Genomic DNA, 25,746 nt, shown 5'->3' on the forward strand with positions numbered 1-25,746 from the left:
GTCGGTTGCACCCCGCGCGGACCTCCCGCCGGCGCCCCGCTACTTCGGCTCCACGGGGTCCCGTCCGTCCCCCGGCCCCGCCCCGGGTCCCGTTCCCGGCCCGATGCGGATCTCGAAGTCGCCGTCGTACTTCTCATGGCCCGCGATCACGGCCGACTCCACCACCTCCGCGCCCATCTCCCCGCGCACGATGAGCGGGTCATGGCGCAGATCGCGCATCAGCGCCACGCACATGCCCACCATCACGACCACGAACGGCGCGGCCACCAGAATCGTCAGATTCTGCAGTCCCGCCAGCGCGTCGCCCGTCCCGTTCCCGATCAGCAGCATGATCGCCGCGACCGCGCCGGTCACCACGCCCCAGAACACGACCACCGGCCGGGACGGCTCGAAGGTGCCCTTCTGGGAGAGCGTGCCCATCACCACCGAGGCCGCGTCGGCCCCGGAGACGAAGAAGATGCCCACCAGGACCATCACCAGCAGGCTCATCACCGTGGGGATCGGATACTGCTGGAGCACCGCGAAGAGCTGCCCCTCCGGGGTGGACTCCTCGCCGAGCCTCTTGCTCTCCTGGAGCTTCATCGCCGTACCGCCGAAGACCGCGAACCAGACCAGGCTGACCGTGCTCGGCACCAGGATGACCCCGCCGACGAACTGACGGATCGTCCGCCCGCGGCTGATGCGCGCGATGAACATGCCGACGAACGGCGTCCAGGAGATCCACCACGCCCAGTAGAAGACCGTCCAGCTGCCCAGCCACTTGGCCACGCCCTCGCCGCCCGCCGCCTCCGTGCGCCCCGCCAGCTGCGGCAGTTCGCCGAAGTAGGCGGCGATCGAGGTGGGCAGCAGATCCAGCACGATGATGGTGGGGCCCACGATGAAGACGAACAGCGCCAGCACCAGCGCCAGCACCATATTGGTGTTGGACAGCCACTGGATGCCCTTCTCGACCCCGGAGACGGCGGACACCACGAACCCCACTGTCAGCACCGCGATGATCCCGACGAGCAGCCCGGTGCCCGCCGTCTCCAGCCAGCCCAGCTCTTTGAAGCCGCTGCTGATCTGGAGCGCGCCGAGGCCGAGGGAGGCGGCGGAGCCGAAGAGCGTGGCGAAGATCGCCAGAATGTCGATGAGGCGGCCCGCGCCGCCGTGTGCGTGCCGCTCTCCGATCAGCGGCTCGAAGACGGCGCTGATGGTCTGCCGCCGGCGGCGGCGGAAGGTGCTGTAGGCGATGGCCAGCCCCACCACCGCGTAGATCCCCCAGGGATGCAGGGTCCAGTGGAAGAGGGTGGTGGCCATGGCGGTCTGCATCGCCTCGGCCGAGTCCTCGGGGTGGGTGCCGGGCGGCGGGGAGATGTAGTGGGCGAGCGGCTCGCTCACCCCGTAGAACATCAGGCCGATGCCCATGCCCGCGCTGAACATCATCGCCACCCAGGAGACCGTGCGGAACTCCGGTCCCTCCCCCACGCCGCCGAGCGGGATCCGGCCGTAGCGGCTGATGGCCAGCCAGAGGGCGAACACCACGAACCCGGACGCACCGAGCACGAAGGCCCAGCCGCCGTTCTTGATCAGCGCGCTGAGCATCGTGCTGGAGATGGACTCCAGCGTCTCGGTGGCGAGCGCGCCCCAGACCACGAAGGCGAGGGTGAGCACGGCGGTGACGCCGAAGACCACACGGTCCGTCGAGGGGTGCTCGCTCTCCTGGGGGTGACCGGGGAGATCGGCCGCCGTGGGCCGCTCTCCCCGGTCATCCGGACCTTGGTCGCCCGGGCCTTGGTCGTACGGACCTTGTTGATGCGACACGAGTGGCACCTTTCAGGTTTTGCACGGAAACATCGGCTTTGTGCTTCCGCTACCCCCTACCACAGGTGACGCGTCTGTCCGTGATCAACAGGCGGTAACGGGCTGTCCCTTTATGAGGTGATAGGTCGCCCGTGCGTCCAGCAGCAGCGGAATCAGCTTCCGCTGGGACTGCCGCATCGGCACGAACGCCCCGTCGCCGTCCGGCTCGGCGAAGACCCCGTGCAGCGCCAGTTCGTCCCCGACCTCGGCGAAGGAGGCCGCGTCCAGCCGGTAGCCGCACGGCGGGTCGGCGATGACCTCCCCGGGACCGGCCGGGTCGTTGTCCGCGCCGCCCAGATAGACCGGCCCACGGTCCCGGAAGCCCGCGAGCCGGGCCGCCGCGGTGGCCGCTCCGATCCGGGAGCGGCGCTCGTCCGCGAAGGAGAACAGCCCCTTGAGCGCGGCCAGCTGGCTGCCGGCCCTGCGCCGGTTGTTCAGCGCCTCATCGGCCTTCTCGGCCTCGGTCAGCGGGTCGACGCGGCTCTCGATGAGCAGCCCGACCGCGTTCTTGACGCCCGAGGCATTGCGCAGAATGCGCTCCTGGCCGTCGCCCGCGACCTGCCGGATGGGCTCCCCGGTGACGGGGTCGGTCCAGATGCCGTAGGTGCCCGTGCCGTACCCGAGCCGATGCGCGGCCGGGCGTACATACCGTTCGGAGAGCGTCGTCGACTCCCGGTGGACAGCCGTGTCCGTGTTGAGATTGCGCGGCCACAGATCGAACAGGTCCTTCTCGTAGTACGGCGGGGTGGCGCCGTACTCATGCAGGTCGTAGACGATGTCCGGGCGGCTGTCCCGGATGACGGCGGCCAGCGCCCGGCCCTCGGCGGTCTTCAGCGCGATGTGGTCGCGGTTGACGTCGACGCCGTCCGCGTTGCCCCGGGTGTCGGCGGCCCGCCCGTCCGGGTTGGCCGTGGGCACGATCAGCACCTGGGTCCTGGCGAGCAGCCGGCGGGTCTCGCCGTCCCGGGCGAGGGCGAGATCGCGGACCGTGGTGAGACACGCCTCCCGGCCGGCGGGCTCATCGCCGTGCTGGGAGCAGATCAGCAGCACGGCGCCGGACGCCCGCCGGTCGCCGATGCGTACGAGCTGGAGTGGCCGGCCCTGTCCGGTCGTCCCGATCCGGGTGATGGAGGCCCGCTCGCTTGCGCGGTCGACGGCGGCGAGGAAGGACTGCTCCTCGGCCTCGCCGGTCCAGCGCGCGCCGTCGCTGAGCTCGAAGCCGGTGCGCGGCGGCGGGGGGCTGTGGGCGGCCCCGGCCGGGCCGGTGAGGAGCGGCACGGCGAGCGCCGTGGCCAGTCCGGTGAGCGCGAGCGCGCGGATTCGGGAGATCATCGGTTCCCGCCTCCCGGGATCGGGCGGATGGAGCGGGGACCGGCGACTCCACCGAGCAGGGAGGCGTCCGGGGCGGCCGTGGCGGCGGGTGCGCTCCGCACGGCGCGTACGAAGGCGGGCATGCCGCCGACGATGGGCAGCTTCGCCGAGGTCCGGGCCAGATCGACCGTCAGCGTGGGGGTGCTCGCGGGCGGTTCGATCAGATCCTTGTCGGTGCCCGCGATGATCAGCGCGAGCCGGTGGCCCGCCGGGACGATGTGGTCGGCGGCGTGCAGATCGAGGGAGATGGTGTAGGCGGCGCCGGGGGTGAGGGGGCGGCCCTGGGCGGCCGAGGCGTAGTTGCCGAGGTCGGCCCAGCCACGGCTGAAGACGGTGTGGCCGACGGCCTTGGTCCGCGCCCGGGTCTCCTTGTAGCAGGAGCTGTCGCCCGGGGCGGAGGAGCCCCAGCAGGTCCGTTCGGCGAGGGTGGTGATCCCCTCGCCGAGGCCCGCGTAGTCGCGGATGGTGTCGGGTCCGAGGTCGACCAGGACGGCGGAGAGATGCGCGGTGCTGGTGGTGGGGGTGACGGTGACCTCGACCTCGGCGGAGCCGGACAGCCGCAGATCGCGGCCGAGCGGCTTGGTGATGAACGCGGTCTTGGCCGGGGTCGACTGGTCGGCCTGGGCCGCCCAGTCGGTCTCGTCCTGGGTCCGGTCGTCGGTGAAGCGCTCGCTCGCACCGGGGCGGGCGGGCTTCAGGGAGAGCGCGCCCACGCCGGGCGCGGCGCCCTTGCCGGGGCGGAGCACGGTGGGGCGGGTGGTGCTCGGCGGCCAGACCCGGTCGGTGGACCACCGGTCGGGGGCGTGTTCGACATCGGCCATGGGCTCACGGTCGACGCCGTTCTCGTAGCCCAGCAGATAGTGGTCGAACCAGCGGTGCAGGGTCTTCACCCACTCGGCCCGCCGGAAGTCGAAGGGGTCGACATGGCCGGTCTGGGAGAGCCAGACCTTCCGCTCGACTCCCTCGTCCGCGAGGGCGTCCCACCACTGTCCGAAGTGCCCCGGCCGGACGTTGAGGTCCTGCATGCCGTGGACGGCGAAGACGCTGGCCTCCACCTTGCCCGCGTCGGGCAGATAGTCGCGCTCCGCCCAGAGCGGGGTCAGATCGCCGGTGCGCGGGGCCCCGTCGATCAGCCGCTGCTGTACGGCCTGGCAGCGCTTGCGGGCGTCGGGGCTGTTCACATACTGGGAGAGCCACTCGGGGCCGGAGTCGAAGAGCGGTGCGCCCTTGGCGAAGTAGTAGTCGTACCAGGAGGAGATGGCGCCGATGGGGACGATGGTCTTGAGGCCCTCGACGCCGGTGGCGGCGACTCCGTTGGCGACGGTTCCGTCGTAGCTCTTGCCGATCATTCCGGTGTCGCCGTTGCTCCAGGCCGCGTCGGCGCGCTCGGTTCCGGTACGGGTGGTGTATCCGTGGCCCCGGCCGTTCAGCCAGTCGACGACCGCCTTGGCGGACTGGACGTCGGAGGCGCCCCCGACATCGGCACAGCCGTCGGAACGGTTGGTTCCGGCAAGGTCGACGGCGGCGAAGGCATAGCCGCGCGGGACGAAGTAGTTGTCGTAGTAGAGGGGGAACTGAACCGGTCTGCCCTCGGCGTCGTAGGTCTTGCGCTGACTCTCGTTACCGCGTCCGCAGCAGGCGTAGTAGGGACTGGCATCCATGATCACCGGAATTCTCCGGCCCTGCCGCCCGGTCTCTTCGGGCCGGACGATGTCGACGGCGACCCGGTCGGTACGCCCGTCGCCGTCGCCGTCGAGCCGGGTGTCCACCCAGACCGATTCACGGATCGCGTTCTCATAGGAGTAGACGGGGGCGCTCTCCCCGCGGCCCGGCGCGAGCGGCGCGCTCTGCGCTCCGGCCGGGAAGAGGGCTACGGTCACCAGGGCGGCCGAGGCCGCCGACACGAGCGATCTGTACGTCAAGCGGGTGCCCCGCGCACATATCGGCATGGGCGGGACGGTACTCCCCGTCAACTCCCTCGCGACAGAGGGCGGTCCGTGTGTCGTCCGAGCCCGGCGGACGGGCGGCGCACGGGCGGCGGACAGGCAGCGCACGATCGTGACGCGACGGCGGCAAAGAGGCCACCGAGCCATTACCAATCGGTAACCGGGCTGGTTTGATGTGGACCGCGACACCGCCTCCACCGACTCAGGAGTCCTTGTGCAGCGACCCTCCCGCCCTCCGTTCCGTACGCCCCCGTTCCGTACGCCCCTGCTCCGCCGCTCCCTGAGCCGTGTCACGGCCACGGCCCTGGGCACGGCGCTGGCGTCCGCCGTTCTCGCCGGGACCGCGCCCACGGCCGCCGCATCCGCCTCAGCCCCTGCCTCTGCCTCTGTCTCTGCCGCCGGAGACTCGTCGGCCGCCCCCCGGCTGAAGGTGCTGACGTACAACGCGTTCCTCTTCGCGAAGAGCCTCTACCCCAACTGGGGCCAGGACCACCGGGCCGCGGCGATACCCGCCGCCCCCTTCTTCCAGGGGCATGATGTGGTGGTGCTCCAGGAGGTCTTCGACAACTCCTCGTCGGACGCGCTCAAGCGGAACGCGGCCGGCCGGTACCCGTATCAGACACCGGTGCTGGGCCGTGGCACCGGCGGCTGGGACGCCACCGGCGGCGCCTACTCCGCCACCACCCCCGAGGACGGCGGGGTGACGGTGCTGAGCACCTGGCCGGTCGTCCGCAAGGAGCAGTATGTGTACCGGGACGCCTGCGGCTCGGACTGGTGGTCCAACAAGGGGTTCGTCTACGCCGTGCTCGATGTGAACGGCGCCCGGGTGCATGTCGTCGGCACCCATGCGCAGTCCACCGACCCGGGCTGCGGCGCGGGCGAGGCGGAGCGGGTGCGCAGCCGTCAGTTCAAGGAGATGGACGCCTTTCTGGACGCCAAGAACATCCCGGCGTCGGAGCAGGTCGTCGTGGCGGGTGATCTGAACGTCGACTCGCGGACGCCGGAGTACGCGGCGATGCTCGCGGACGCGGGGCTCGCCGACGCGGACGCCCGCACCGGGCATCCGCACTCCTTCGACACCGTGGAGAACTCGATCGCGGCGGACCGGTACGCCGGCTATCCGAAGGAGGACCTCGACCATGTGCTGCACCGCGCCGGGCACATCAGGCCCGAGCGGTGGACCAATGAGGTGATCAAGGAGCGGAGCGCGCCCTGGACCGTCTCCAGCTGGGGCACGCGCTATACGTACACCAATCTCTCGGACCACTATCCGGTGATTGCCTCCGGACGCTAGCCAGGTCGTGTCGCCGGAGGCGGGGCCGGAGGCGGGGCCGGAGGCCGAAGGCCGGAGTCGAGGCGGGCGGTCGTGGTCACGCTCCGGGCATCGAGGCTCCCGTTACGTCAGGGTCGAGCCGGAGCCCCGGTGTGGGCCGGACGGCGGCGGGCCGGACGGGTGAGATGGCGCGTCGTTGCATCCACCGGCGCACGCGCCGTCGTACGCGCCGGGCGTATGGCCTGCACCGGTCTGCGTACCGGCACGGCCCCCGACTGATGGACCGTGAGTACCGGCCACCCCGGCGGATTTTCACGGGTTTCCCGGAAGCCATGAAACGGAACCGATGATTCAGTGAACCCTTGTACGCATGACAGGGTCATGCCACATCGTGTCCGCCGACCGGGCCCCGGCCCTTCGCTTCTCGCTCACCCCCCACGCACCCTCACGCACCCCCGGAAGGAGAAGCTTCCATGAGACGCTCGCTCCGCGCGCGCATCTGTCTTTCCCTGCTCCTCACCCTGCCCGCCGCCGGGCTCGGCACCGGTAGCGCCGGCGCCGCCCCGTCCCCCGAGCCCAGCCCCGGAGTCACCGCCTCCGCCGCCCAGTACGCCCTCGACACCCGTCTCGAACGGGCTCTCGGCGACGACACGGCGGGCTCCTATCTCGACCCCGCGACCGGGGAACTGGTCGTCACCGTCACGGACCAGGCCGCCGCCGAGAAGGTCGAGGCGGCGGGCGCGCGCGCCGAAGTCGTCCCGCGCAGCACCGCCGAGCTCAAGGACATCATGAGCCTGCTGGAGTCCCGGGCGAAGATCACCGGAACCTCCTGGGGGATCGACACCTCGGCCAATCAGGTGTCGGTCGAGGCGGACTCCTCGGTCTCCGCGCACTCCCTGGCCCGGCTGAAGGCGGTGGCCGCACCGCTCGGCGACGCCGTGCGGATCGAGCGCGTACCCGGCGTCTTCCAGCAGGAGGTCCTGGGCGGCGACGCCATCTACGGCGGAGGCTTCCGCTGCTCGGCCGCCTTCAATGTCATCAGCGGCACCGTCTACTACTTCCTGACGGCCGGCCACTGCACCAATGAGGCCGTCAGCTGGTCGGCGACATCGGGCGGCGCCGAGACCGGCACCCGTGCGGGCACCAGTTTCCCCGGCAACGACTACGGTCTGGTGCGCTACACCGACGGCTCACAGCCGCCCGGCGCCGTCAATCTCTACAACGGCGGCTCCGCGGACATCTCCTCGGCCGCGGACGCGATCGTGGGACAGGCGATCCAGAAGAGCGGCTCGACCACCCGGCTGACCAGCGGGCGGGTGACCGCGGTCAATGTCACCGTCAACTACTCCGCGGGGCCGGTCTACAACATGGTCCGCACGACGGCGTGCTCCGCGGGCGGCGACAGCGGCGGCGCGCACTTCTCGGGCACCACGGCGCTCGGCATCCACTCGGGCAGCTCGGGCTGCACCGGAACCAATGGCTCCGCCGTCCACCAGCCGGTCTCCGAAGCGCTGAGCAACTACGGCGTGAGCGTGTACTGACCGGCTGGGCCCCGGGCCGGGGGCGTGTCCACACGCGGTCCGCGTGGACACGCCCCCTCCACGACGCTCTCCCCCGCGACCGCCCACAGCGGCTGCCGGGGACGATTCCTCGCGAGCCCGCGCTTTCACAGCCGCGGTGCGACAGCAATACTGTTGCACCGCACGGCGATCAGTGACGGGCGGGGAGAGCGAGGCGTGAGGATGGCGACCGAGGCCGACGAGCCCACACTCACCGTCGACGAACTGGCCGCGCGGGCCGGGGTGACCGTGCGGACCATCCGTTTCTACGGCACCCGGGGGCTGCTGCCGCCCCCGGCGATCGGCCCCCGCCGCATCGGCCGCTACGGCCCCGGCCATCTCTCCCGGCTGGCGCTCATCGAGGAGCTCCAGCACCAGGGCATGACGCTCGCCGCGATCGAACGCTATCTGGAGCGGCTCCCGGAGGATCTCAACGCCCACGATCTCGCCATCCACCGTGCCCTCGTCGCCTCCTGGACGCCGGACTCCGCCGAGGAGACGACCCGCGCCGAGCTGGAGCGCCGGGCGGGCCGGGCGCTGAGCGAGGAGGACATCGACCGGCTGGCCGCGATGGGGGCCCTCCAGCGGGCGGGCGGCCCGGCGGAATTCCGGATCGACCCGGGGCTGCTGCGCCTGGGCGTGCAGCTGCTGGACGTGCCCATCGCCTACGAGACGATCATCGCCGCCCGGACCGTGCTGATGGAGCACACCCGCTCGGCTGCGCATGAGCTGACCCGGCTGTTCCAGGAGGAGGTGTGGGAGCCCTACCGGGAGCGGGAGCCGGACCCGGCGCGGGTGGCGGCGATGGAGTCCCGCTCCGCCTCCATCCAGCCGATGGTGGTGCAGGCGCTGGTCACCGCCTTCCAGCGGTCGCTGAAGGAGGAGCTGAGAGCCGCGTTCGGCGCGCGAGCGGACGCCCCCGGCGACGCCGACGGCCGGTGAGGAGGAGCGGGGGACCGCTCCCCTGGGCCGACGAGGTCCGAGGGCCTTGGGCCCCGAGCGGCTTGAGCCCGGGCAGCCGCGCGCCCGGGCGGTTAGAGCCCGGGCAGCCTTGAGCCCGGAGCGGCCTTGTGTCCCGGGCGGCTTGAGCCCCGGCCCCGGGCGGCTTGAGCCCGGGCAGTCGCGAGCCCCGGGCGGCCTTCACCCCACGTCGCCGAACCGCTCCCCCCGCTCCGCCTTCCGCACCAGCAGCGCCGGCGGCTCGAACCGCTCCCCGTACCGCTCCGCCAGCTCACGGGAGCGCGCGACGAAGCCGGGCAGACCGCCCTCGTACCCATTGATGTACTGGAGCACCCCACCGGTCCACGCCGGGAAGCCGATACCCATGATCGAGCCGATATTGGCGTCGGCGACCGAGGTCAGCACGTTCTCCTCCAGACACCGCACGGAGTCCAGCGCCTCGGAGAACAGCATCCGCTCCTTCATGTCGGCGAAGGGCACCGGCGTGCCCGCCCCGGTGAAGTGCTCGCGCAGCCCCGGCCACAGCCCCGTGCGGCTGCCGTCCTCGGCGTACTCGTAGAACCCCGCGCCGCCGCCCCGGCCCGTACGCCCGAACTCGTCCACCATCCGGTCGATGACCGCGTCCGCCGGGTGCGGGGTCCAGACGCCCCCGGCCTCCTCGATCGCGCGCCGGGTCTCGTCCCGGATCCGCCGCGGCAGGGTGAGGGTCAGCTCGTCCATCAGCGAGAGCACCTTGGCGGGGTATCCGGCCTGGGCCGCCGCCTGTTCGACGGAGGCGGGGTCGACGCCCTCGCCCACCATCGCCACGCCCTCGTTGATGAACCGGCCGATGACCCGCGAGGTGAAGAAGCCCCGTGAGTCGTTGACCACGATCGGCGTCTTGCCGATCTGCCGCACCAGATCGAAGGCGCGGGCCAGCGCGCCGTCGCCGGTGCGCTCCCCCTTGATGATCTCGACCAGCGGCATCCGGTCCGCGGGCGAGAAGAAGTGCAGCCCGATGAAGTCGGCGGGCCGGAAGACGCCCTCGGCGAGCAGGGTGATGGGCAGGGTGGAGGTGTTGGAGCAGAGCAGCGCGTCCGGCTCGACGATCCCCTGGATCTCCTGGAACACCTTGTGCTTCAGCGCGGTGTCCTCGAAGACGGCCTCGATCACCGCGTCGCACCCCGCGAGATCGGCGGAATCGGCGGTCGGTGTGATCCGCGCGAGCAGCGCGTCGCGCTCGGCCCCGGTCGTACGGCCCCGGGAGAGCGCCTTGTCGAGCAGTCTCCGGGAGTACTCCTTGCCGCCCGCCGCCGCCTCGGCCGACACGTCCTTGAGGACGACGTCGATCCCGGCACGCGCACAGGAGTAGGCGATGCCCGCGCCCATCATCCCGGCCCCCAGGACGGCGACCTTCCGCACCGGGCGCGGCTCGATGCCCGAGGGGCGGCTCGCGCCCGAGTTGACCGCCTGGAGGTCGAAGAAGAACGCCTGGATCATGTTCTTGGCGGTCTGGCCGGTGACCAGCTCGGTGAAGTAGCGGGCCTCGATGGTCTGCGCCGTCTCGAAGTCGACCTGGGAGCCTTCGACGGCCGCGGCGAGGATATTGCGCTGCGCGGGGTAGGGCGCGCCCCCGGTCTGCTTCTTCAGATTCGCGGGGAAGGCGGGGAGATCGGCGGCGAACCGGGGAGTCGCGGGGGTGCCGCCGGGGATCCGGTAACCCTCCTCGTCCCATGGCTGCCGGGACTCGGGATGGGCGTCGATGAACGCGCGCGCCTTGGCGAGCATCTCCTCGGCGGTGTCGGCCACCTCATGGACCAGACCCTTCTCCAGGGCTCGGCGCGGGGTGTGGCGGGTGCCCTGGAGCAACACGGTGAGCAGGGCGTCGGTGATGCCGAGCAGCCGCACGGACCGGGTGACGCCGCCGCCCCCGGGCAGCAGTCCGAGGGTGACCTCGGGCAGCCCGATCCTCGATCCGGGGGCGTCGAGCGCGATGCGGTGGTGGCAGGCGAGGGCGATCTCGTAACCGCCGCCCAGGGCAGCGCCGTTGATGGCGGCGACGACCGGCTTGCCGAGGGTCTCGATCCGGCGCAGGGCCCGTTTGACGGCCATTCCGGCGTCGAATGCCTGCTGGGCCTGGGCGGGGCCCAGCCTGATCATGTCCTTGAGGTCGCCGCCCGCGAAGAAGGTCTTCTTGGCGGAGGTGAAGACGATGCCCCGGATGGAGTCGCGCTCGGCCTCGGCGCGGTCGGCGATCGCCGCGATGGCGTCGCGGAACGCCTGGTTCATGGTGTTGGCGGACTGGCCGGGGTCGTCGAGGACGAGGGTGACGACCCCGCTCTCGTCCCGCTCCCAGCGGATGGCGGTGCTGTCGTCGTCGCGGGCGGTCTGCGCGGTCTGGGTGCTCAGCGTCATGGCGGGTTCTCCAGGAAGTCTCGTACGGGGGTTCGGGACCGCGGACGGGGGTCTCGGTCGTTTCCGACGGATCGGGCGAGCCCGGCAAGATCCGTCAGAAGCGGCCTAAAGGCGCTCGATCACCGTCGCGACTCCCATCCCGCCGCCGACGCAGAGGGTGGCGAGGCCGTACCGCTTGTCCTGGCGTTCCAGTTCGTCGATGAGCGTGCCGAGGATCATCGCCCCGGTGGCCCCGAGGGGGTGGCCCATGGCGATCGCTCCGCCGTTGACGTTGATCCGGTCCAGGGAGACGCCCATGTCCCGGGCGAAGCGGAGCACCACGCCCGCGAACGCCTCGTTGATCTCGATGAGGTCGATGTCGCCGATCGTCAGCCCGGCCTTGCCGAGCGCTTTACGGGTGGCGGGCGCGGGCCCGGTGAGCATGATGGTGGGCTCGGAGCCGGAGACGGCGGCGGAGACGATCCGGGCGCGCGGGGTGAGTCCGTACCGCTCCCCGATCCGCCGGGAGCCGACGGCGACGAGCGAGGCGCCGTCGACGATGCCGGAGGAGTTCCCGGCGTGGTGGACATGGTCGATCCGCTCGACCCAGTGGTACTTCTGGAGCGCCACGGCGTCGAATCCGCCCGCCTCGCCGATCTGGGCGAAGGACGGTTCGAGTGCGGCGAGGGTGTCGGCGGTGGTGCCGGGGCGCAGGTGCTCGTCGTGGTCGAGGACGGTCAGCCCGTTGCGGTCGCGGACGGGGACGACGGAGCGCTCGAAGCGGCCGTCCTTCCAGGCCGCCGCCGCCCGTTCCTGGGAGAGGGCCGCGTACTCGTCCACGTCGCGGCGGGTGAAGCCCTCGATGGTGGCGATGAGGTCCGCGCCGATGCCCTGAGGCACGAAGCCGATCGAGAAATTGGTCATCGGATCGGCGAACCAGGCTCCGCCGTCCGAGGCCATCGGCACCCGTGACATCGACTCGACGCCGCCGGCCAGCACCAGCTCCTCCCATCCGGAGCGGACCTTCATGGCGGCCATGTTGACGGCTTCCAGACCGGAGGCGCAGAAGCGGTTCTCCTGTACTCCGGCGACCGTGTCGGGCAGTCCGGCCGCGATCGCGGCGATCCGGGCGATGTCGGAGCCCTGGTCGCCGACCGGCCCCACCACCCCGAGGACGATGTCGTCGACGGCGGCGGGGTCGAGCCCGGGGAAGCGGGCGCGGATCTCCTGGATCAGACCGACGACGAGATCGATCGGCTTGGTGCCGTGCAGGGCCCCATTGGCCTTGCCGCGCCCGCGCGGGGTGCGGATCGCGTCGTACACATACGCTTCGGTGCTCAAGACAGCGGCCTTTCGGAGGAGGCGGAGCCGGGAGGGTACGGGCTGGGGGTACGGGCCGGCCGGGGCGCGGGCCGGGAAGGGGACGGCCCGGCCCGGAGCGGGTGTCAGGTCACGGTCCCCGCCGCGGTCGTGGCCTGGGCGTCCCCGACCGCCCCCCGGCCTTCCGCACCGCCCCCGGAGAGCTGGGGCAGGCCCCAGTCACGGGCCACTTCGGCCGTGTCCGCGCCGGGCACGGCGGGCCCGGTGCGCACCGACGACGGCGTGGCCGAGAAGCGGGGCGCGGGCGCGGGCTGGGTGATCCCGCCCTGGTCGACGAAGGTCCCCCGCGCGGCGAGATGCGGATGCGCGGGGGCCTCGCGCAGCGAGAGCACCGGGGCGACACAGGCGTCCGAGTCGGCGAAGACGGCGGTCCACTGCGCGCGGGTACGGGTCGCGAAGGCGGCCTCGACGGTCTGTCTCAGCTCGTCCCAGCGGTCGAAGTCCTTGCGCGGGGGAGCCTCGCCGGCGATCCCGAGCAACGTGACGAACTCGTCGTAGAACCGCTGCTCCAGCGCGCCGACCGCCATGTACCCGCCGTCCGCCGTCCGATAGCAGCCGTAGAAGGGGCAGCCGCCGTCCAGGAGGTTGGCGCCGCGCCGGTCGCGCCAGCCGCCGGCCGCCATCATCCCGTGGATCATGGTGGTGAGATGGGCCGCGCCGTCGACGATGGCCGCGTCCACGACCTGGCCCGCGCCGCCTTCGGCACGGGCGTGCTGAAGGGCCGCCAGCACCCCGATGACGAGATAGAGCGAGCCGCCCGCGTAGTCGCCGAGCAGATTGCCGGGGACGGTGGGCGGCTGGTCCGGTGCGCCGATCATGCCGAGGGCGCCGGTGACGGCGATGTACGCGATGTCATGCCCGGCGCGCTCGGCGAGCGGCCCCTGCTGCCCCCACCCGGTCATCCGTCCGTACACCAGCCGGGGATTGCGGGCGAGGCACTCCGCCGGCCCGACCCCGAGGCGTTCGGCGACGCCCGGCCGGTAGCCCTCGATCAGGATGTCGGCCCGCGCCGCCAGGGCGAGGACCTGTGACGGTCCGTCATCGGCCTTGAGATCGATCAGCACGGAACGTTTGTTCCGGTTGGTGAGGTCGTACGCCGGGTCGATGGCGAGCCCCGGGCCGCCGGGCCGGTCCACCCGGACGACGTCCGCGCCGAGGTCGGCCAGCAGCATGGCGGCGAACGGCCCGGGGCCGATGCCGGCCAGCTCGACCACCCGTACTCCGGCGAGCGGGCCGTTCCCTGTCCCTGCCGACGAGGTCGCGGTCATCGAGCCCCCAACGTTGATATGACACAAGCGATGTAACACCAGCGATGGTAAGAACACGTTTCAGCACATACAAGGGTCTGGCCCGAGCAAGCGCTTGGATTTCACCCGGGTCGCGGGGCTGCTCCGCCACCCGGTCGGCGCGAATGACACCGTGGTCACCGGCGGGAAACGCGTCTTTTTCCCCATGGCTCAGCGCGCTAGCCTCAGCCACCCGGGCGCAGGGCGGACGCGGCGGATACGGCAGGTACGGCACGGCAGGTACGGCAGATACGCAGTCGCAACCGCGGAGGACCAGTGGACAGGCAGGCCGGGACCGATCGCGCACAACGCCCTTACGACATCGTGCTCTACGGGGCGACGGGGTTCGTCGGGGTGCTCACCGCCCGGTATCTCGCGGCGAACGCGCCCCGGGAGTGCCGCTGGGCCATCGCGGGCCGCAGCGGGCCGAGACTGGAGCGGCTGCGGCAGCGGCTCGCCGCCGAACACCCGGCCTGCGCGGACCTCCCGCTGATCGAGGCCCGCTCGGACGACGCCACGGAACTGCGCGGGCTCGCCGAGTCCGCCGCTGTGGTGGCGTCCACGGTCGGCCCCTATCTCTGGTACGGCGAACCGCTCGTCGCCGCCTGCGCGGAGGCCGGGACCGACTATCTCGATCTGACCGGCGAGAACGAGTTCGTCGATCTGATGTATGTGCACCACGAGGCGAGGGCCCGGGAGACCGGGGCGCGGCTGGTGCACGCGTGCGGCTTCGACTCCGTACCGGGCGACCTGGGCGTGTACTTCACCGTGCAGCAGCTCCCCGAGGGCGTACCGCTGAGCGTCGACGGCTATGTCCGCTCCAACGGCGCCTTCTCGGGCGGCACCTTCGTCTCCGCGCTCAACGCGATGAGCCGGGGCAGACAGTCGCTCCGGGCGGCGCAGCAGCGGCGGCTGCACGAGCCCCGGCTGGTGGGGCGGCGGGCCCGCTCCCCCCTCGGCGGCCCCCGCTACAGCCCGGAGACGGACGCGTGGGCGCTGCCGCTGCCGCTGCTCGACGGGCAGATCATCACCCGTTCGGCACGGGCGCTGCCGAGGTACGGCCCCGATTTCCGCTACCGGCACTACGCGGCGGTCAAGACGCTCCCGATGGCGGTGGGCGGGGTCGCCGCGGTGTGCGCACTCATCGGTCTCGCCCAGCTGCCGCCGGCGCGGCGCTGGTTCACGGACCGGCTCAGGCCCGGCGAGGGGCCCGATGAGCGGCGCCGGGCGAAGAGCTGGTTCTCGGTGCGCTTCGTGGGGGAAGGCGGCGGGCGGACGGTGTACACGGAGGTGTCGGGCGGCGATCCGGGCTATGACGAGACCGCGAAGATCTTCGCGGAGTCGGCGCTCTGTCTGGCCTTCGACGAGCTGCCGCCGGCCTCGGGGCAGGTCACTCCGGCGGCGGCGATGGGCGATGCGCTGCTGGCGCGGCTCCAGTCGGCGGGGATCCGCTTCCGGGTCGCGGCGCGGCACTGACGGTCGCCGCGGCCAGTGCCTGACGGCAGAGCCGGTCCGCCCGGCGGGTGGTCTCGGGGAGCCGGTAGTCCGGTGTGAGCCCAAGGACATGGGCGCAGGCGTTGTCGAGGCCGACGCGGTGGCCGACCGACACATAGACCGGTTTCACGCCCCGCTGGGTGCGCAGCGCCCGGCCCACCTCCTCGTCCACCGCTTCCCCGTCCGGCCTCCGGTCTCCGGCCGGGGCGCGCAGCGCTGCGGTGTCGCCCCGCTCGGGGCCGAGTACGTCATGGCTGAAGACGAAGGGGTTCTTGGCGACGCCGATGACGGGCAGCCCGGTCAGCACGCCGAGATGGCTCGCCAGCCCGAACCGGCGCGGGTGCGCCCTGCCGTAGCCGTCGCAGACCACCAGACCGGGGTCAGAGGGGAGGGACTCCAGGGCGGCGAGCACCGCCGGGAGCTCCCGGAAGGCCAGCAGTCCAGGCACATAGGGGAAGGCGATCCGGCCGACCGCGGTGGCCTCGGCGACGACGGCGAGCGTCCCGGCGTCGAGGACCACGGCCGCCGCGGCGACCAGGTCGCGCTCGTCGTCGTACGCCACGTCCACGCCCGTGACCAGGCCGGTCCCGGGAGGCGGACCGGACTCGTCGAGGATGACGCGGGCGCGCAGCCCGTCCTGGACGGCGCGCGCCCGCGCCGCGTCGGCGGGCCAGTCCGCGGGGGCTTCGATGATCTTCATGGTGCTTCCCAGCGTAGGGAGTGGCGTCGTCCGCGCGGATGGGGGTCCCCCCGGGCGAAGCCCAGGGGGAGGGCCCGGGGCTCTGGTCGCTCCCCCGCAGGGGCGTGCCGGAGCACGGGGCGCGGACGAGACCTGTCGTAGCCTGGCGATCATGTTCGTACTGGAGTTGACCTACACCGCCCCCGTGGAGCGCGCCGACGCGCTGATGGACGCGCATCGCGCCTGGCTGAACGCCTGGTACGAGGAGGGCGTCTTCATCGCGTCGGGCCGTAAGAACCCACGGGACGGCGGGGTCGTTCTGGCGGTCGGGGACGACCGCGCGCGGATCGAGGAGATCGCGGCGGCCGACCCGTTCGCGGTCGAAGGGGTGTGCTCGTACCGGATCACGGAGTTCATCGCGACCAAGACCGCCCCGGGGCTCGGCGCGTACCGGCAGCAGCCGCTGTCCTAGGGGGTGCGGGCTCCCGCCGGGCAGGCGGGTCCGGCGCGTCCGGTGCATGGGGTCTCCCCAGGCCCGCGGGGCCTCCTAGCCGGGAGGGCTACGGGGAGCAATCGCAAGGCGGAGGACGGTCCCCGGGCGAAGCCCAGGGGGAGAGTCCATGCGGGGCCTGGGGGCACTCCCCCGGGCCCCGCCGGGGCACCCCCGCCCCCGCCGGGCCCGGGTGCTCCCGGCCCCCGGGGCCGTACGCGAGCCCCCCCCCGGGGCCGTACGCGAGCCCGGCGGGACCCGTACCCGAGCCCGGCGGGAGCCGGCCGCCCGCTCACCACGACAGCCGGGCGACCCGCCCCTTCTCGCCGGAGGCCCAGCAGCCGGTGTCGGCGGCGCAGTCGACCGTGTCGTACGAACCGGTGTCGACGGTTCGCCAGTGCCGGCCGCCGTCCGATGTGAGGTCGGTGCCGGTGGGGCCGACCGCGAGGGCGGCGGCCCGGGTGCGGGGCAGCCAGGCGACCCCGGAGCGGTAGCCGGGCGGCGGTGCGGACGCCTGCCGCCAGCCGTGGCCGCCGTCCCCGCTGACCGCCGCCGCGCGGGGGGACGCCTCGCCCGTGCGGTAGTCGCCGCCGACCGCTATCCCGTGCCGGCGGTCCCGGAAGGCGAGCCCGAAGACCCCGCGCGCCGGATCCCCCGCCGGAACGGTGGATTCGGCGGCGGTCCAGTTCCGTCCGCGGTCCGCGGAGTGCAGCACCCGGGCCGTGGCCCCGCCGCCGGTCGCCAGCCAGACGTCCTTCGGCCCCGAGCTGACCAGGCACTGGCCGCTCGCGGCGAAGGCCGCCTCGCCCGGCTGGGCCGCCGGCATTCCGGCGCTGGGCAGCACCCGCCACGACCGTCCGCCGTCACGGGTGGAGAGAATGCGGTACTTCCCGTCCACCGGATCGCTCATGGCGAGGCCGTTGCGGCGGTCGAAGAAGGTGACGCAGTCGTAGAACGCCCTCGGGTCGGTGTTCCGGAAGGTCTCGGTCCAGGTGGCCCCCGCGTCGGTGGTGCGGTAGACGCGGGACGCCTCGCCCTCGCCGATCGCGAGCACCACCGCACGGCGGCCGTCGAACGCCTCGACATCGCGGAACTCCAGCCCCTCCGCACCGGGCGGTGAGACGTCGTGCCAGCTCCGCCCGGCGTCGCCGGTGCGCAGCACCACGCCCCGGGAGCCCGCGACCCAGGCGGTGTCACGGCTGACGGCCGCCAGCCCCCGGAAGCGGGCGTCGGTACCGGTCGGAGTGAGGCTCCACACCGGCCCGCCGCCGTCCGCCGCCGACGGCACGGCCCGGTCCTGGGCGGTCCTGGCCTGCGTGGCCTGCGCGGGCACGGTGAGCACCGCGGCCACCGCCGCCGCGCACAGCCCCACCGACACCCGTCGTCTCGTCTTCCCCATGGAGATCATGGCGCTGGAAGCTAGCCCACCCGCCGGAACCCGTCCAGGGTGCGGTCCGGGACAGCCGTTCCTAGGCTGGTCCCATGCCCCAGCCCAAGGAGCCCATGAGGCCCAGGGAGCCCAAGGAGTACGCGGGCCGGGAGATCACGGTCTCCTTCGAGGCGCGGCGCTGTCTGCACGCCGCGGAGTGCGTACACGGTCTCCCGCAGGTCTTCGACCTCGCCCGGCGGCCCTGGGTGTCCCCCGACGACGCCCCGGCCGATCAGGTCGCCGAGGTCGTGCGCCGCTGCCCGTCCGGCGCGCTGCGGTACCGGTACGCCGACGGCCGGGCCGAGGAGCCCGGGAGTCCCGCCTCCGTCGAGCGGACCGGGACCGGCCGGCTGGTGATGCGCGGCGATCTCGTCGTCCGCACCCCGTACGGCGAGCGGCGGGAGACCCGGGTGACGCTCTGCGGCTGCGGCGCGACCGGGAACCGCCCCTACTGCGATCAATCGGGCCCCTGCGCCGAGCGGTGACACAGCTCACGCCCCCGGCCGATGCACGCGGCGCGCTGTTCCGTCGTCTTCACCGGCGTCAGGGAGGCGTCAGGGAGGCGTCGGCCGGTATGTGCGAAGGAGCAGTTCTTGTCCACCCTCATCGAGCAGCCCGTACAGGCCCGGCTGGTGGCTCCCGCGCCCCGGATGGAGACGGTCCCCGCGACCCTGCGCTACGACCGTGAGGATCCCTTCGCCGTACGGATCGACTTCCCCGCCCCGGCGACGCTGGAGGGCGCCGACGTCTCCTGGGCGTTCGGGCGGGAGCTGCTGGCGGCGGGCGTCGACGCGCCGGCCGGGGTCGGCGACGTACGGGTCCGGCCGTACGGCTACGGCCGGACGGTGATGGAGTTCCACGCCGAGGAGGGGGTGGCGGTGGTGCATGTCCGCACCAGCGAGATCCGCCGGTTCCTCGAACGCGCGCAGGACGTGGTTCCCGAGGGCCGTGAGCATCTCTTCCTCGGCCTCGACCAGGATCTGACCGAGCTGCTGCGCGACGCCGGCTGAGCGGGGCACAAGGGCCGGCAGCCGCGGCGCTCGGGGCTGCGATGCGCGGGGTCAGCCGCCCGAGGACATCACGCCCGCAGCGGCCGACGCCGTGACCGCCGCGGTGATCGCGGCCCGCGCCTCCTCCATCACCTTCCGCAGCGCGGGGGCCGCGGACCCGGCGCGTTCCGTCAGCTCCGCGATTCGCGCCCGGTACGCGCGCCGTTCCCGCCCGGTGGCGAAGGCGCGCAGCTCCGCCGCGGTCGCGAGGGCGACGAGCGCCGCGTCCTCGTCGGACACCTCCGCGACCGGTACGGCGCCGGTCAGCACCGCCCGCGCGCGCTCCCGCACGGTCGCCGCCGTGTCCGCCCGGGCCAGTTCATAGCGCGTCCTGCCGAACAGCCCCTGGCGCGTGCGCAGTACACCGGCGTCGGCGAGCTGGGCGCGGACGGCGTCGAGCACGCCCGCGGGCCGATGGGTCACCCAGCTCTTCCAGCGCCGCGGCCGGTCCGCCCCGATCACCGCGGAGAGCCCGTCGAGCACCGGGTCTCCGGTGCGGTCGCCCGGCACGGCGCGGGCCGTGCCGCCCTCGTCTCGGAGCATTCCGCGCCGGGCGAGCTCGGCGAGGGCGGCGGCGGTGACGAGATGGGCCTGATGGCCGGTGGCCGCCGGCCTCATCCGTACCGGGTCGTAGGAGAGCAGATGGAGCCGGGCGGGGAGCGAAAGGGTTTCACCGGAGACCGTCACGGACCGCTGACTCCTTGCATGTATCGACCACATTTTCCGGTCAGCGTACGTCGCCCGATAATCCTTTGACAGCCCCTGAGGCCCTTCCTATGGTGTGAACGATCCTGTTGTCGTCGATCGGAGTAGGACGTTGCTCGTCTGAGGTCCTGGGACACCGTGCGCCACCGCCGTATCCGGCGTGTGCGCGGCGTGTGCGACCTCGGCATCCGAGCCGTCCATCCCGGCCGGGATCCTTCTTCTCCGGCTTCCCCGGCTTCTCCGGTGTCGCCGAACCGGCCCCCGTGAACCGGCCCCCGTCGTACGCGCCCCGGTGTCTCCACCAGTTGCCCGCCCCATCTCACGCAACCGGGAGACCCGTTTTGTCTACTGCTTCCTCTCATGTTCTCTGCACCTCCCTCGCTTTCTCCTGGCCGGACGGAACCGAGGTCTTCGATGACTTCCGGCTGGCGGTCGGCCCCGGCCGGACCGGCCTCATCGGTCTGAACGGCTCCGGCAAGTCGACCCTGCTGAAACTGATCGCCGGGGAGCTGCGCCCGGCCGACGGCACGGTCCGGGTCACCGGCGACATCGGCTATCTGCCGCAGAACGTGGTGCTCGACACCTCGCTCCGGGTGGACGAGGTGCTGGGCATCGCCGCCGTCCGGACCGCGCTGCACGCCATCGAGGCGGGCGACCCGAGCGAGGAGCACTTCACGGCCGTCGGCGACGACTGGGATGTGGAGGAACGGGCGCGCGCCGCGCTCGATCAGCTCGGCCTCTCCCCCATCGGGCTCGACCGCACCATCGGCGAGGTCTCGGGCGGCGAGGGCGTGCTGCTGCGGCTGGCCGCCCTGCTGCTGGCCAGGCCGGACGTACTGCTGCTGGACGAGCCGACCAACAATCTGGATCTGTACGCGCGCAGACGGCTGTACCAGGCGGTGGCCTCCTGGCCCGGTGTGATGATCGTGGTGAGCCACGACCGCGAGCTGCTGGAGCTGGTCGACCAGATCGCCGACCTGCGCGACGGCGGCGTGGCCTGGTACGGCGGGAACTTCTCCGCGTACGAGGAGGCGCTCGCCGTGGAGCAGGAGGCGGCCGAACGCATGGTGCGGGTGGCCGAGGCCGATGTGCAGCGGCAGAAGCGCGACCTGGCCGACGCCCAGGTGAAACTGGCCCGCCGCAAGCGGTTCGGACAGAAGATGCAGGACAGCAAGCGCGTACCGAAGATCGTCGCCCATGGGCTCAAGCGCACGGCCCAGGTCTCGGCGGGCCGCTACCGCACCACTCACACCGAGAAGCTCACCCAGGCGCGGGAGCGGCTCGGCGAGGCGGTGGAGGCGGTCCGCGACGACGACGAGATCCGGATCGAGCTGCCGCACACCCAGGTCCACCCCGGCCGGGGCGTACTGCGGCTGAGCGGTCTCGAACTGCGGTACGGGACCCGGATCCCGGGCGACTTCGAGCTGCGCGGGCCGGAGCGGATCGCGCTGGTGGGCCGTAACGGGGCGGGCAAGACGACCCTGCTCCGCACCATCACGGGCGAACTGGCGCCGGTCGCGGGCGAGGCGGCGGCGGAGGTTCCGCTGGGCTTTCTGCCGCAGCGGCTCGATGTGCTCGACGACGGCCTGAGCGTGGCGCAGAACGTGGCGCGGTTCGCGCCCCGGGCGACCGACAACCGGATCCGGGCCCAGCTGGCGCGCTTCCTCTTCAAGGGCGCACGGGCCGACCAGCCCGCCGGGACCCTCTCGGGCGGGGAGCGGTTCCGGGCGGCGCTCGCGGCTCAGCTGCTGGCCGAGCCCGCGCCGCAACTGCTGCTGCTGGACGAGCCGACGAACAATCTGGACATGGCGAGCGTACGGAAGCTGACGGAGGCGCTGGAGGGGTACGAGGGCGCGCTGATCGTGGCGAGCCACGATGTGCCGTTCCTGGAGTCGATCGGGATCACCCGCTGGCTGCTGCTGGACGACGGGCTCCATGACATCGGCGCGGACGACGTACGGGAGGGCAGACTGCACGCGCCCGAGCCGCCGGAGCAGCTTTAGAGGCTCCGGCGTCCGGGGACGGGCCGCCGACCGCCCCGGCGCGGGCCGCGCGCCGGCGGTCGGCGGGGACGGTCGGATCGGCCCCCGCCACCGGCGGAGGGGGCCGATCCCCTGTGAGCTACGCCCCGTCCCGGACCCTACCGTCCGGTAAACGGCGAACATTCCGGCTCCACACAGGGGGCATATCGCAAGGTAACCGGTCAATCCTCAGGCGAATCGGGGCCCGAGTTGGTCGCGGACTTACAGCGCCCTTAACCTACGGTTTCGTAACCTACGAATCCGTAGGTAACTCTCCCGTCCCCAGGAGCACCCGTGACCATCACCTCTCCCCACCTCGGCAGCTCGGACGCGTGGACCGACGCCCGGCTGCTGTTCGCCCTGGAGGAGGTCGTGGAGAACGAACTGAACCGCCATCTCAAGGTGGCCAAGGACTGGATGCCCCACGAGTACGTCCCCTTCAGCGACGGGCGCAACTTCCCCGGCGTCTTCGAGGACGGCGAGCCCTGGGAGCCCCAGCAGTCCAAGGTCACCGACATAGGCCGTATCGCGCTGGTGGTGAATCTGCTGACCGAGGACAATCTCCCCAGCTACCACCATGAGATCGCCACCCTCTTCGGGCGGGACGGGGCCTGGGGCACCTGGGTGCACCGCTGGACCGCGGAGGAGGGGCGGCACGGCATCGTGATGCGCGACTATCTGCTCACCTCACGCGCCGTCGACCCGGACAAGCTGGAGCAGTTCCGGATGTCGCACATGTCGGAGGGGTTCGAGTCCGACAACCGGCACTCGATGCTGCACTCGGTGGCGTATGTCGCCTTCCAGGAGCTGGCCACCCGGGTCTCCCACCGCAACACCGGCCATCAGTCGGGCGACCCGGTCTGCGACCGGATGCTGGCGCGGATCGCGACCGACGAGAACCTCCACATGGTCTTCTACCGCAATCTGCTGGGAGCCGCCTTCGAGCTCGCGCCCGACGCGACCATGGAAGCGGTGCGCGATGTCGTCGTGAACTTCCGGATGCCCGGCCACGGCATCCCCGGCTTCGAGCGGGCGGCGGCTCAGATGGCGATCGGCGAGATCTACAACATGCGCATCCACCACGACGACGTCCTCGCCCCGGTGCTGCGCTTCCTGAAGGTGATGGAGATCGACGGGCTCGGCCCGGACGGACAGAAGGCTCAGGACGAGCTCGGCCTCTATATGAACGGGCTCGACGCCGAAGCGGCGAAGTTCGACGAGAAGCTCGCCGCCCGCAAGGCGCGGATGGCCGCACGGGCGGCCGGCTGAGCCGGTCCTGTCCCTGAGCGAGCCCCCCGGCCGCCGGCTTCGCCCGCGCGGATGATCCGGCGGCCGGCCATGACGCCCCTCGTACCGGGGGGCGCAGCCGGTCGGCACCGTCGCGCCGGTCATACGGAGGGCGGGCTTCCGGCCGGGTCCCCCGGGTCGCGCCGGAGGGGCTCAGGCGCGACGCAGCTTCAGCCGGTGCCGCTCCTTCTCCGACAGCCCGCCCCACACCCCGAACTTCTCATCGTGCCGCAGCGCGTACTCCAGGCACTCCACCCGCCCCTCACACGCGCCGCACAGCTGCTTCGCCTCGCGTGTCGAGGCGCCCGGGGCCGGAAAGAAGAATTCCGGTCCCGTCTGCGCGCACAGGGCCGTCTCCTGCCAGGAGAGCTCTTCGTCGATGGAGTCGATGGACTCGATGGACTCGATGGATCCGACGATGTCGAAAGTGTCGAAGATGTCGGTGGTGTCGGTGCTGTCGGTGGTCTCGATCGGCATGCCCACACCCTCCATCAGTCCGATAAACGCCGGATCAATGAAGGATCAACAAGACCCTGAGGGCTCTCCGGGCCCGCTCACGCCCCTTGCAGCACCGCGAACCTCGCCCCGGCCGGGTCCGCGAGCGCGGCGAAGCGGCCCACGTCCTTGAGGTCGACGGGCGGCATCCGGACCGTGCCGCCCAGGGTCGCCGTTCTCGCGGCCGTCGCGTCGCAGTCGTCGACCGCGAAGTAGGGGAGCCAGTGGGCGCTCGACACCGGGTCGTCCCCGGCGGGGACGACGCCCGCGAACATCGCTTCCGGGGACTCTCCCGCGGGGTGGACCATCGTATAAACGCCGCCGGAGCCGTCGGGGTACGGCATGGACGAGACGCCCCAGCCGAAGACCTCGGTGTAGAAGGCCAGGGCCGCCTCCTGGTCCGAGGTGTGCAGTTCCAGCCAGCACAGGCTGCCCGTGGCAGCGGCCACGTCCAGGCCCTTGTTCCGGCCCGGCTGCCAGATGCCGAAGGCGACGCCCGCCGGGTCGGCGAAGACCGCCATCCGACCGAGGTCGAACACGTCCATCGGCTCGAAGAGGACCGTCCCGCCGTGTCGCCGCACCGCCTCCGCCGTGGCGTCGGCGTCCGGTGACTGGAAGTAGACGTTCCAGGCGGACGGCCCCTGCTCCGGGGGCACCGTCATCGCGCCGGCCGCGGTCCGGCCGTCCAGCTGGAACATCCCGTAGCCGCCCGCTTCGGGCCCCGCCGACCGGAAGGTCCAGCCGAACAGACCACCGTAGAACTGTTGTGCCGCCTCGATGTCCGGGGTGCCCAGATCGAGCCAGTTGGGGGAGCCGGCGACATAACGAGTGGTGAGCATGGTGCGCTCCTTGACGGGGTCCCGTTCGCTCTCATAGGCGAGTCTGCTCCCCCTGCCGCCCGCTCGCATCCGATGCGGGCGGCACGGACGGCGCGGGCTGCACGGACGGCACGGACGGCCTGTCCAGCCGCACCGCCCCGGCGGGCGGGGATCAGTGGCCCCGATGGCCGCCCGCCTTCCCCTCCGACGGCGCGCGCTCCGCCCGCGCGTCGCTCGCATGGTGCGGGTCGTACCCAGGGATCGTTCCATCCGGTTTGGCCACCAGGAAGAGCCCGGCCATCCCCATGTCCGAGTGGCTCTGGACATGGCAGTGGTACATCCACGCCCCCGCCCCCGCGTTCTCGCCCGCGATGATCTGGAAGCCGAAGGAGTCGGCCGGGCCCGTGATCTTGTTGTCGATCACCCGGCTGACGTCGTCCGGGCCCGCCAGCAGTCCCGTTCTGTTGTCCGCCCAGCGGTGACCGTGCAGATGGAACGTGTGGTAGTACTCGCCATGGGTGATCACGATCATCTCGACCCGCTCCCCCACCGTGGCCCGGAAGTCGGGGCTGGCGTGGCCCGGCCGGTTGTTGATCGTCATATCGTTGAAGACGACGGTGAACTGCTTCTCCGGCAGGATGTCGCCCTTCCGTCGGACCACCAGCGGCCCGTAGAGGCCCTTGCGGATCCCGACGGTGCCATGGTCCGTTCCCACCACATGGTCGTGGTAGTGCCAGTAGCCCGCGCTGCCCGGCCGCCAGGTGCCGTCCGCGCGGCGGCCCGGCAGATGGGTGCGCCAGGTGTAGGTACGGGTCGCGCCGGGCTCCACATGGCTGCGGCTGAGCCTGGTGCCGTCGTTGGCGATGTCGTAGTCGACCCCGTGGACATGCAGGCTCACCGGCACGTCCATCGTGTTCTCGAACTCGATGTGCAGGGTGTCCCCTTCGACCAGCTCGATGAGCGGGCCGGGGACCGACGCCGCGCCCCGCTCCAGGCCGTATCCCATCCGGCCGTCGGACAGTTTCTCCGCGTAGAGCCGCAGATGGCGCACCCGTCCGCCCGCCGGCGCGGTCCCGGGCGCGGCCACGGCGGAAGGGGCCCCGCTCGCGCCCGGGGCGGCGGCCAGGGAGAGCGAGGCCGCCCCCGTCGCCGCGACCGCGCTCCCCGACAGCACCCGCCTGGTGAAGCTCCGTCTGTCCATGCCGAACTCTCCACTCTGTCACGGAGATTGACGGGGATCAGCACACCCCGGAGACGGCATACGGTAACCGGATGACCTTTGTTTTTCC

General features: G+C 72.1%; 21 protein-coding genes. 9 read left to right on the top strand and 12 right to left on the bottom strand.

Features of this window, described 5'->3' with window-relative positions:
* Positions 1–39 precede the first annotated feature (39 nt).
* From FF041_RS16415 to FF041_RS16425, 3 genes are all read right to left on the bottom strand, one after another.
* A complete protein-coding gene (locus FF041_RS16415; protein ID WP_323391946.1) occupies positions 40–1,674 on the bottom strand; it encodes a BCCT family transporter in 1,635 nt (544 codons plus the stop codon).
* Positions 1,675–1,887: 213 nt separating this feature from the next.
* Positions 1,888–3,174 carry a M14 family metallopeptidase gene (locus FF041_RS16420; RefSeq protein WP_153523511.1) on the bottom strand — a complete coding sequence of 429 codons (1,287 nt, stop codon included), beginning with the start codon at positions 3,172–3,174 and terminating at the stop codon, positions 1,888–1,890.
* On the bottom strand, positions 3,171–5,162 hold the full coding sequence (locus FF041_RS16425) for a Xaa-Pro dipeptidyl-peptidase (protein WP_153523512.1): 1,992 nt from the start codon (positions 5,160–5,162) through the stop codon (positions 3,171–3,173). Before FF041_RS16425 ends, FF041_RS16420 begins: the two co-directional genes overlap by 4 nt.
* 262 nt (positions 5,163–5,424) lie before the next feature.
* Between FF041_RS16425 and sph the strand changes: the two genes are divergently transcribed.
* The 3 genes from sph (at position 5,425) to FF041_RS16440 (ending at position 8,933) form a co-directional block, all read left to right on the top strand.
* Positions 5,425–6,453 (top strand): sphingomyelin phosphodiesterase, encoded by a 1,029-nt coding sequence (gene sph / locus FF041_RS16430; RefSeq protein ID WP_153523541.1) that lies wholly within the window; start codon positions 5,425–5,427, stop codon positions 6,451–6,453.
* Between the two features lie 452 nt (positions 6,454–6,905).
* The gene (locus FF041_RS16435) at positions 6,906–7,973 is read left to right on the top strand and encodes a S1 family peptidase (protein WP_153523513.1); all 1,068 of its coding nucleotides are present in this window, start codon (positions 6,906–6,908) and stop codon (positions 7,971–7,973) included.
* 201 nt (positions 7,974–8,174) lie between these two features.
* Positions 8,175–8,933, top strand: coding sequence for a MerR family transcriptional regulator (locus FF041_RS16440; RefSeq protein ID WP_153523542.1), 759 nt, complete (start codon positions 8,175–8,177; stop codon positions 8,931–8,933).
* Between the two features lie 198 nt (positions 8,934–9,131).
* On the opposite strand, the gene FF041_RS16445 is transcribed toward FF041_RS16440, so the two are convergent.
* The 3 genes from FF041_RS16445 to FF041_RS16455 all read right to left on the bottom strand — a co-directional run bounded on the left by FF041_RS16445 (position 9,132) and on the right by FF041_RS16455 (position 13,972).
* Positions 9,132–11,345, bottom strand: coding sequence for a 3-hydroxyacyl-CoA dehydrogenase NAD-binding domain-containing protein (locus tag FF041_RS16445; RefSeq protein WP_153523514.1), 2,214 nt, complete (start codon positions 11,343–11,345; stop codon positions 9,132–9,134).
* A 105-nt stretch (positions 11,346–11,450) separates the two neighbouring features.
* Positions 11,451–12,665 (bottom strand): acetyl-CoA C-acetyltransferase, encoded by a 1,215-nt coding sequence (locus FF041_RS16450; RefSeq protein WP_153523515.1) that lies wholly within the window; start codon positions 12,663–12,665, stop codon positions 11,451–11,453.
* A gap of 104 nt (positions 12,666–12,769) precedes the next feature.
* On the bottom strand, positions 12,770–13,972 hold the full coding sequence (locus FF041_RS16455) for a CaiB/BaiF CoA transferase family protein (RefSeq protein WP_153523516.1): 1,203 nt from the start codon (positions 13,970–13,972) through the stop codon (positions 12,770–12,772).
* A 294-nt stretch (positions 13,973–14,266) separates the two neighbouring features.
* On the opposite strand from FF041_RS16455, the gene FF041_RS16460 reads away from it, so the two are divergent.
* Positions 14,267–15,466 (top strand): saccharopine dehydrogenase family protein, encoded by a 1,200-nt coding sequence (locus FF041_RS16460; protein WP_323391942.1) that lies wholly within the window; start codon positions 14,267–14,269, stop codon positions 15,464–15,466.
* Here FF041_RS16460 and FF041_RS16465 read toward each other — a convergent pair.
* Positions 15,381–16,184, bottom strand: a complete 804-nt coding sequence (locus FF041_RS16465) for an endonuclease V (RefSeq protein ID WP_153523517.1) — start codon at positions 16,182–16,184, stop codon at positions 15,381–15,383. The genes FF041_RS16460 and FF041_RS16465 overlap by 86 nt on opposite strands.
* Before the next feature lie 151 nt (positions 16,185–16,335).
* On the opposite strand from FF041_RS16465, the gene FF041_RS16470 reads away from it, so the two are divergent.
* Positions 16,336–16,635 carry a YciI family protein gene (locus tag FF041_RS16470; RefSeq protein WP_153523518.1) on the top strand — a complete coding sequence of 100 codons (300 nt, stop codon included), beginning with the start codon at positions 16,336–16,338 and terminating at the stop codon, positions 16,633–16,635.
* 310 nt (positions 16,636–16,945) lie between these two features.
* On the opposite strand, the gene FF041_RS16475 is transcribed toward FF041_RS16470, so the two are convergent.
* Complete coding sequence (locus FF041_RS16475; protein WP_153523519.1) at positions 16,946–18,061, bottom strand: beta propeller repeat protein; 1,116 nt, start codon at positions 18,059–18,061, stop codon at positions 16,946–16,948.
* A 74-nt stretch (positions 18,062–18,135) separates the two neighbouring features.
* On the opposite strand from FF041_RS16475, the gene FF041_RS16480 reads away from it, so the two are divergent.
* Both FF041_RS16480 and ssgD read left to right on the top strand, forming a co-directional pair.
* On the top strand, positions 18,136–18,567 hold the full coding sequence (locus tag FF041_RS16480) for a (4Fe-4S)-binding protein (protein WP_228388252.1): 432 nt from the start codon (positions 18,136–18,138) through the stop codon (positions 18,565–18,567).
* A 108-nt stretch (positions 18,568–18,675) separates the two neighbouring features.
* Entirely contained in the window at positions 18,676–19,092 is a 417-nt protein-coding gene (gene ssgD / locus FF041_RS16485; RefSeq protein ID WP_153486053.1) for a spore wall synthesis regulator SsgD, read from the top strand.
* Between the two features lie 51 nt (positions 19,093–19,143).
* Here ssgD and FF041_RS16490 read toward each other — a convergent pair whose 3' ends face one another.
* Positions 19,144–19,818 (bottom strand): GOLPH3/VPS74 family protein, encoded by a 675-nt coding sequence (locus tag FF041_RS16490; protein ID WP_323391943.1) that lies wholly within the window; start codon positions 19,816–19,818, stop codon positions 19,144–19,146.
* Between the two features lie 359 nt (positions 19,819–20,177).
* Here FF041_RS16490 and FF041_RS16495 point away from each other — a divergent pair, with 359 nt between their 5' ends.
* Positions 20,178–21,839: an ABC-F family ATP-binding cassette domain-containing protein gene (locus FF041_RS16495; protein WP_153523521.1), complete on the top strand. Its 1,662-nt coding sequence runs from the start codon at positions 20,178–20,180 to the stop codon at positions 21,837–21,839.
* Between the two features lie 312 nt (positions 21,840–22,151).
* Positions 22,152–23,126, top strand: a complete 975-nt coding sequence (locus FF041_RS16500; RefSeq protein WP_323372202.1) for an acyl-ACP desaturase — start codon at positions 22,152–22,154, stop codon at positions 23,124–23,126.
* Between the two features lie 171 nt (positions 23,127–23,297).
* Here the strand turns inward: FF041_RS16500 and FF041_RS40075 are convergent, their stop codons facing one another.
* From FF041_RS40075 to FF041_RS16515, 3 genes are all read right to left on the bottom strand, one after another.
* Positions 23,298–23,543: a WhiB family transcriptional regulator gene (locus FF041_RS40075; RefSeq protein WP_398760769.1), complete on the bottom strand. Its 246-nt coding sequence runs from the start codon at positions 23,541–23,543 to the stop codon at positions 23,298–23,300.
* A gap of 155 nt (positions 23,544–23,698) precedes the next feature.
* On the bottom strand, positions 23,699–24,478 hold the full coding sequence (locus FF041_RS16510; RefSeq protein ID WP_153523522.1) for a VOC family protein: 780 nt from the start codon (positions 24,476–24,478) through the stop codon (positions 23,699–23,701).
* A 151-nt stretch (positions 24,479–24,629) separates the two neighbouring features.
* Positions 24,630–25,658, bottom strand: coding sequence for a multicopper oxidase domain-containing protein (locus FF041_RS16515; protein WP_153523523.1), 1,029 nt, complete (start codon positions 25,656–25,658; stop codon positions 24,630–24,632).
* Between the last annotated feature and the right edge of the window lie 88 nt (positions 25,659–25,746).

The organism is Streptomyces jumonjinensis, from assembly GCF_009600885.1.
Taxonomy (GTDB): domain Bacteria; phylum Actinomycetota; class Actinomycetes; order Streptomycetales; family Streptomycetaceae; genus Streptomyces; species Streptomyces jumonjinensis.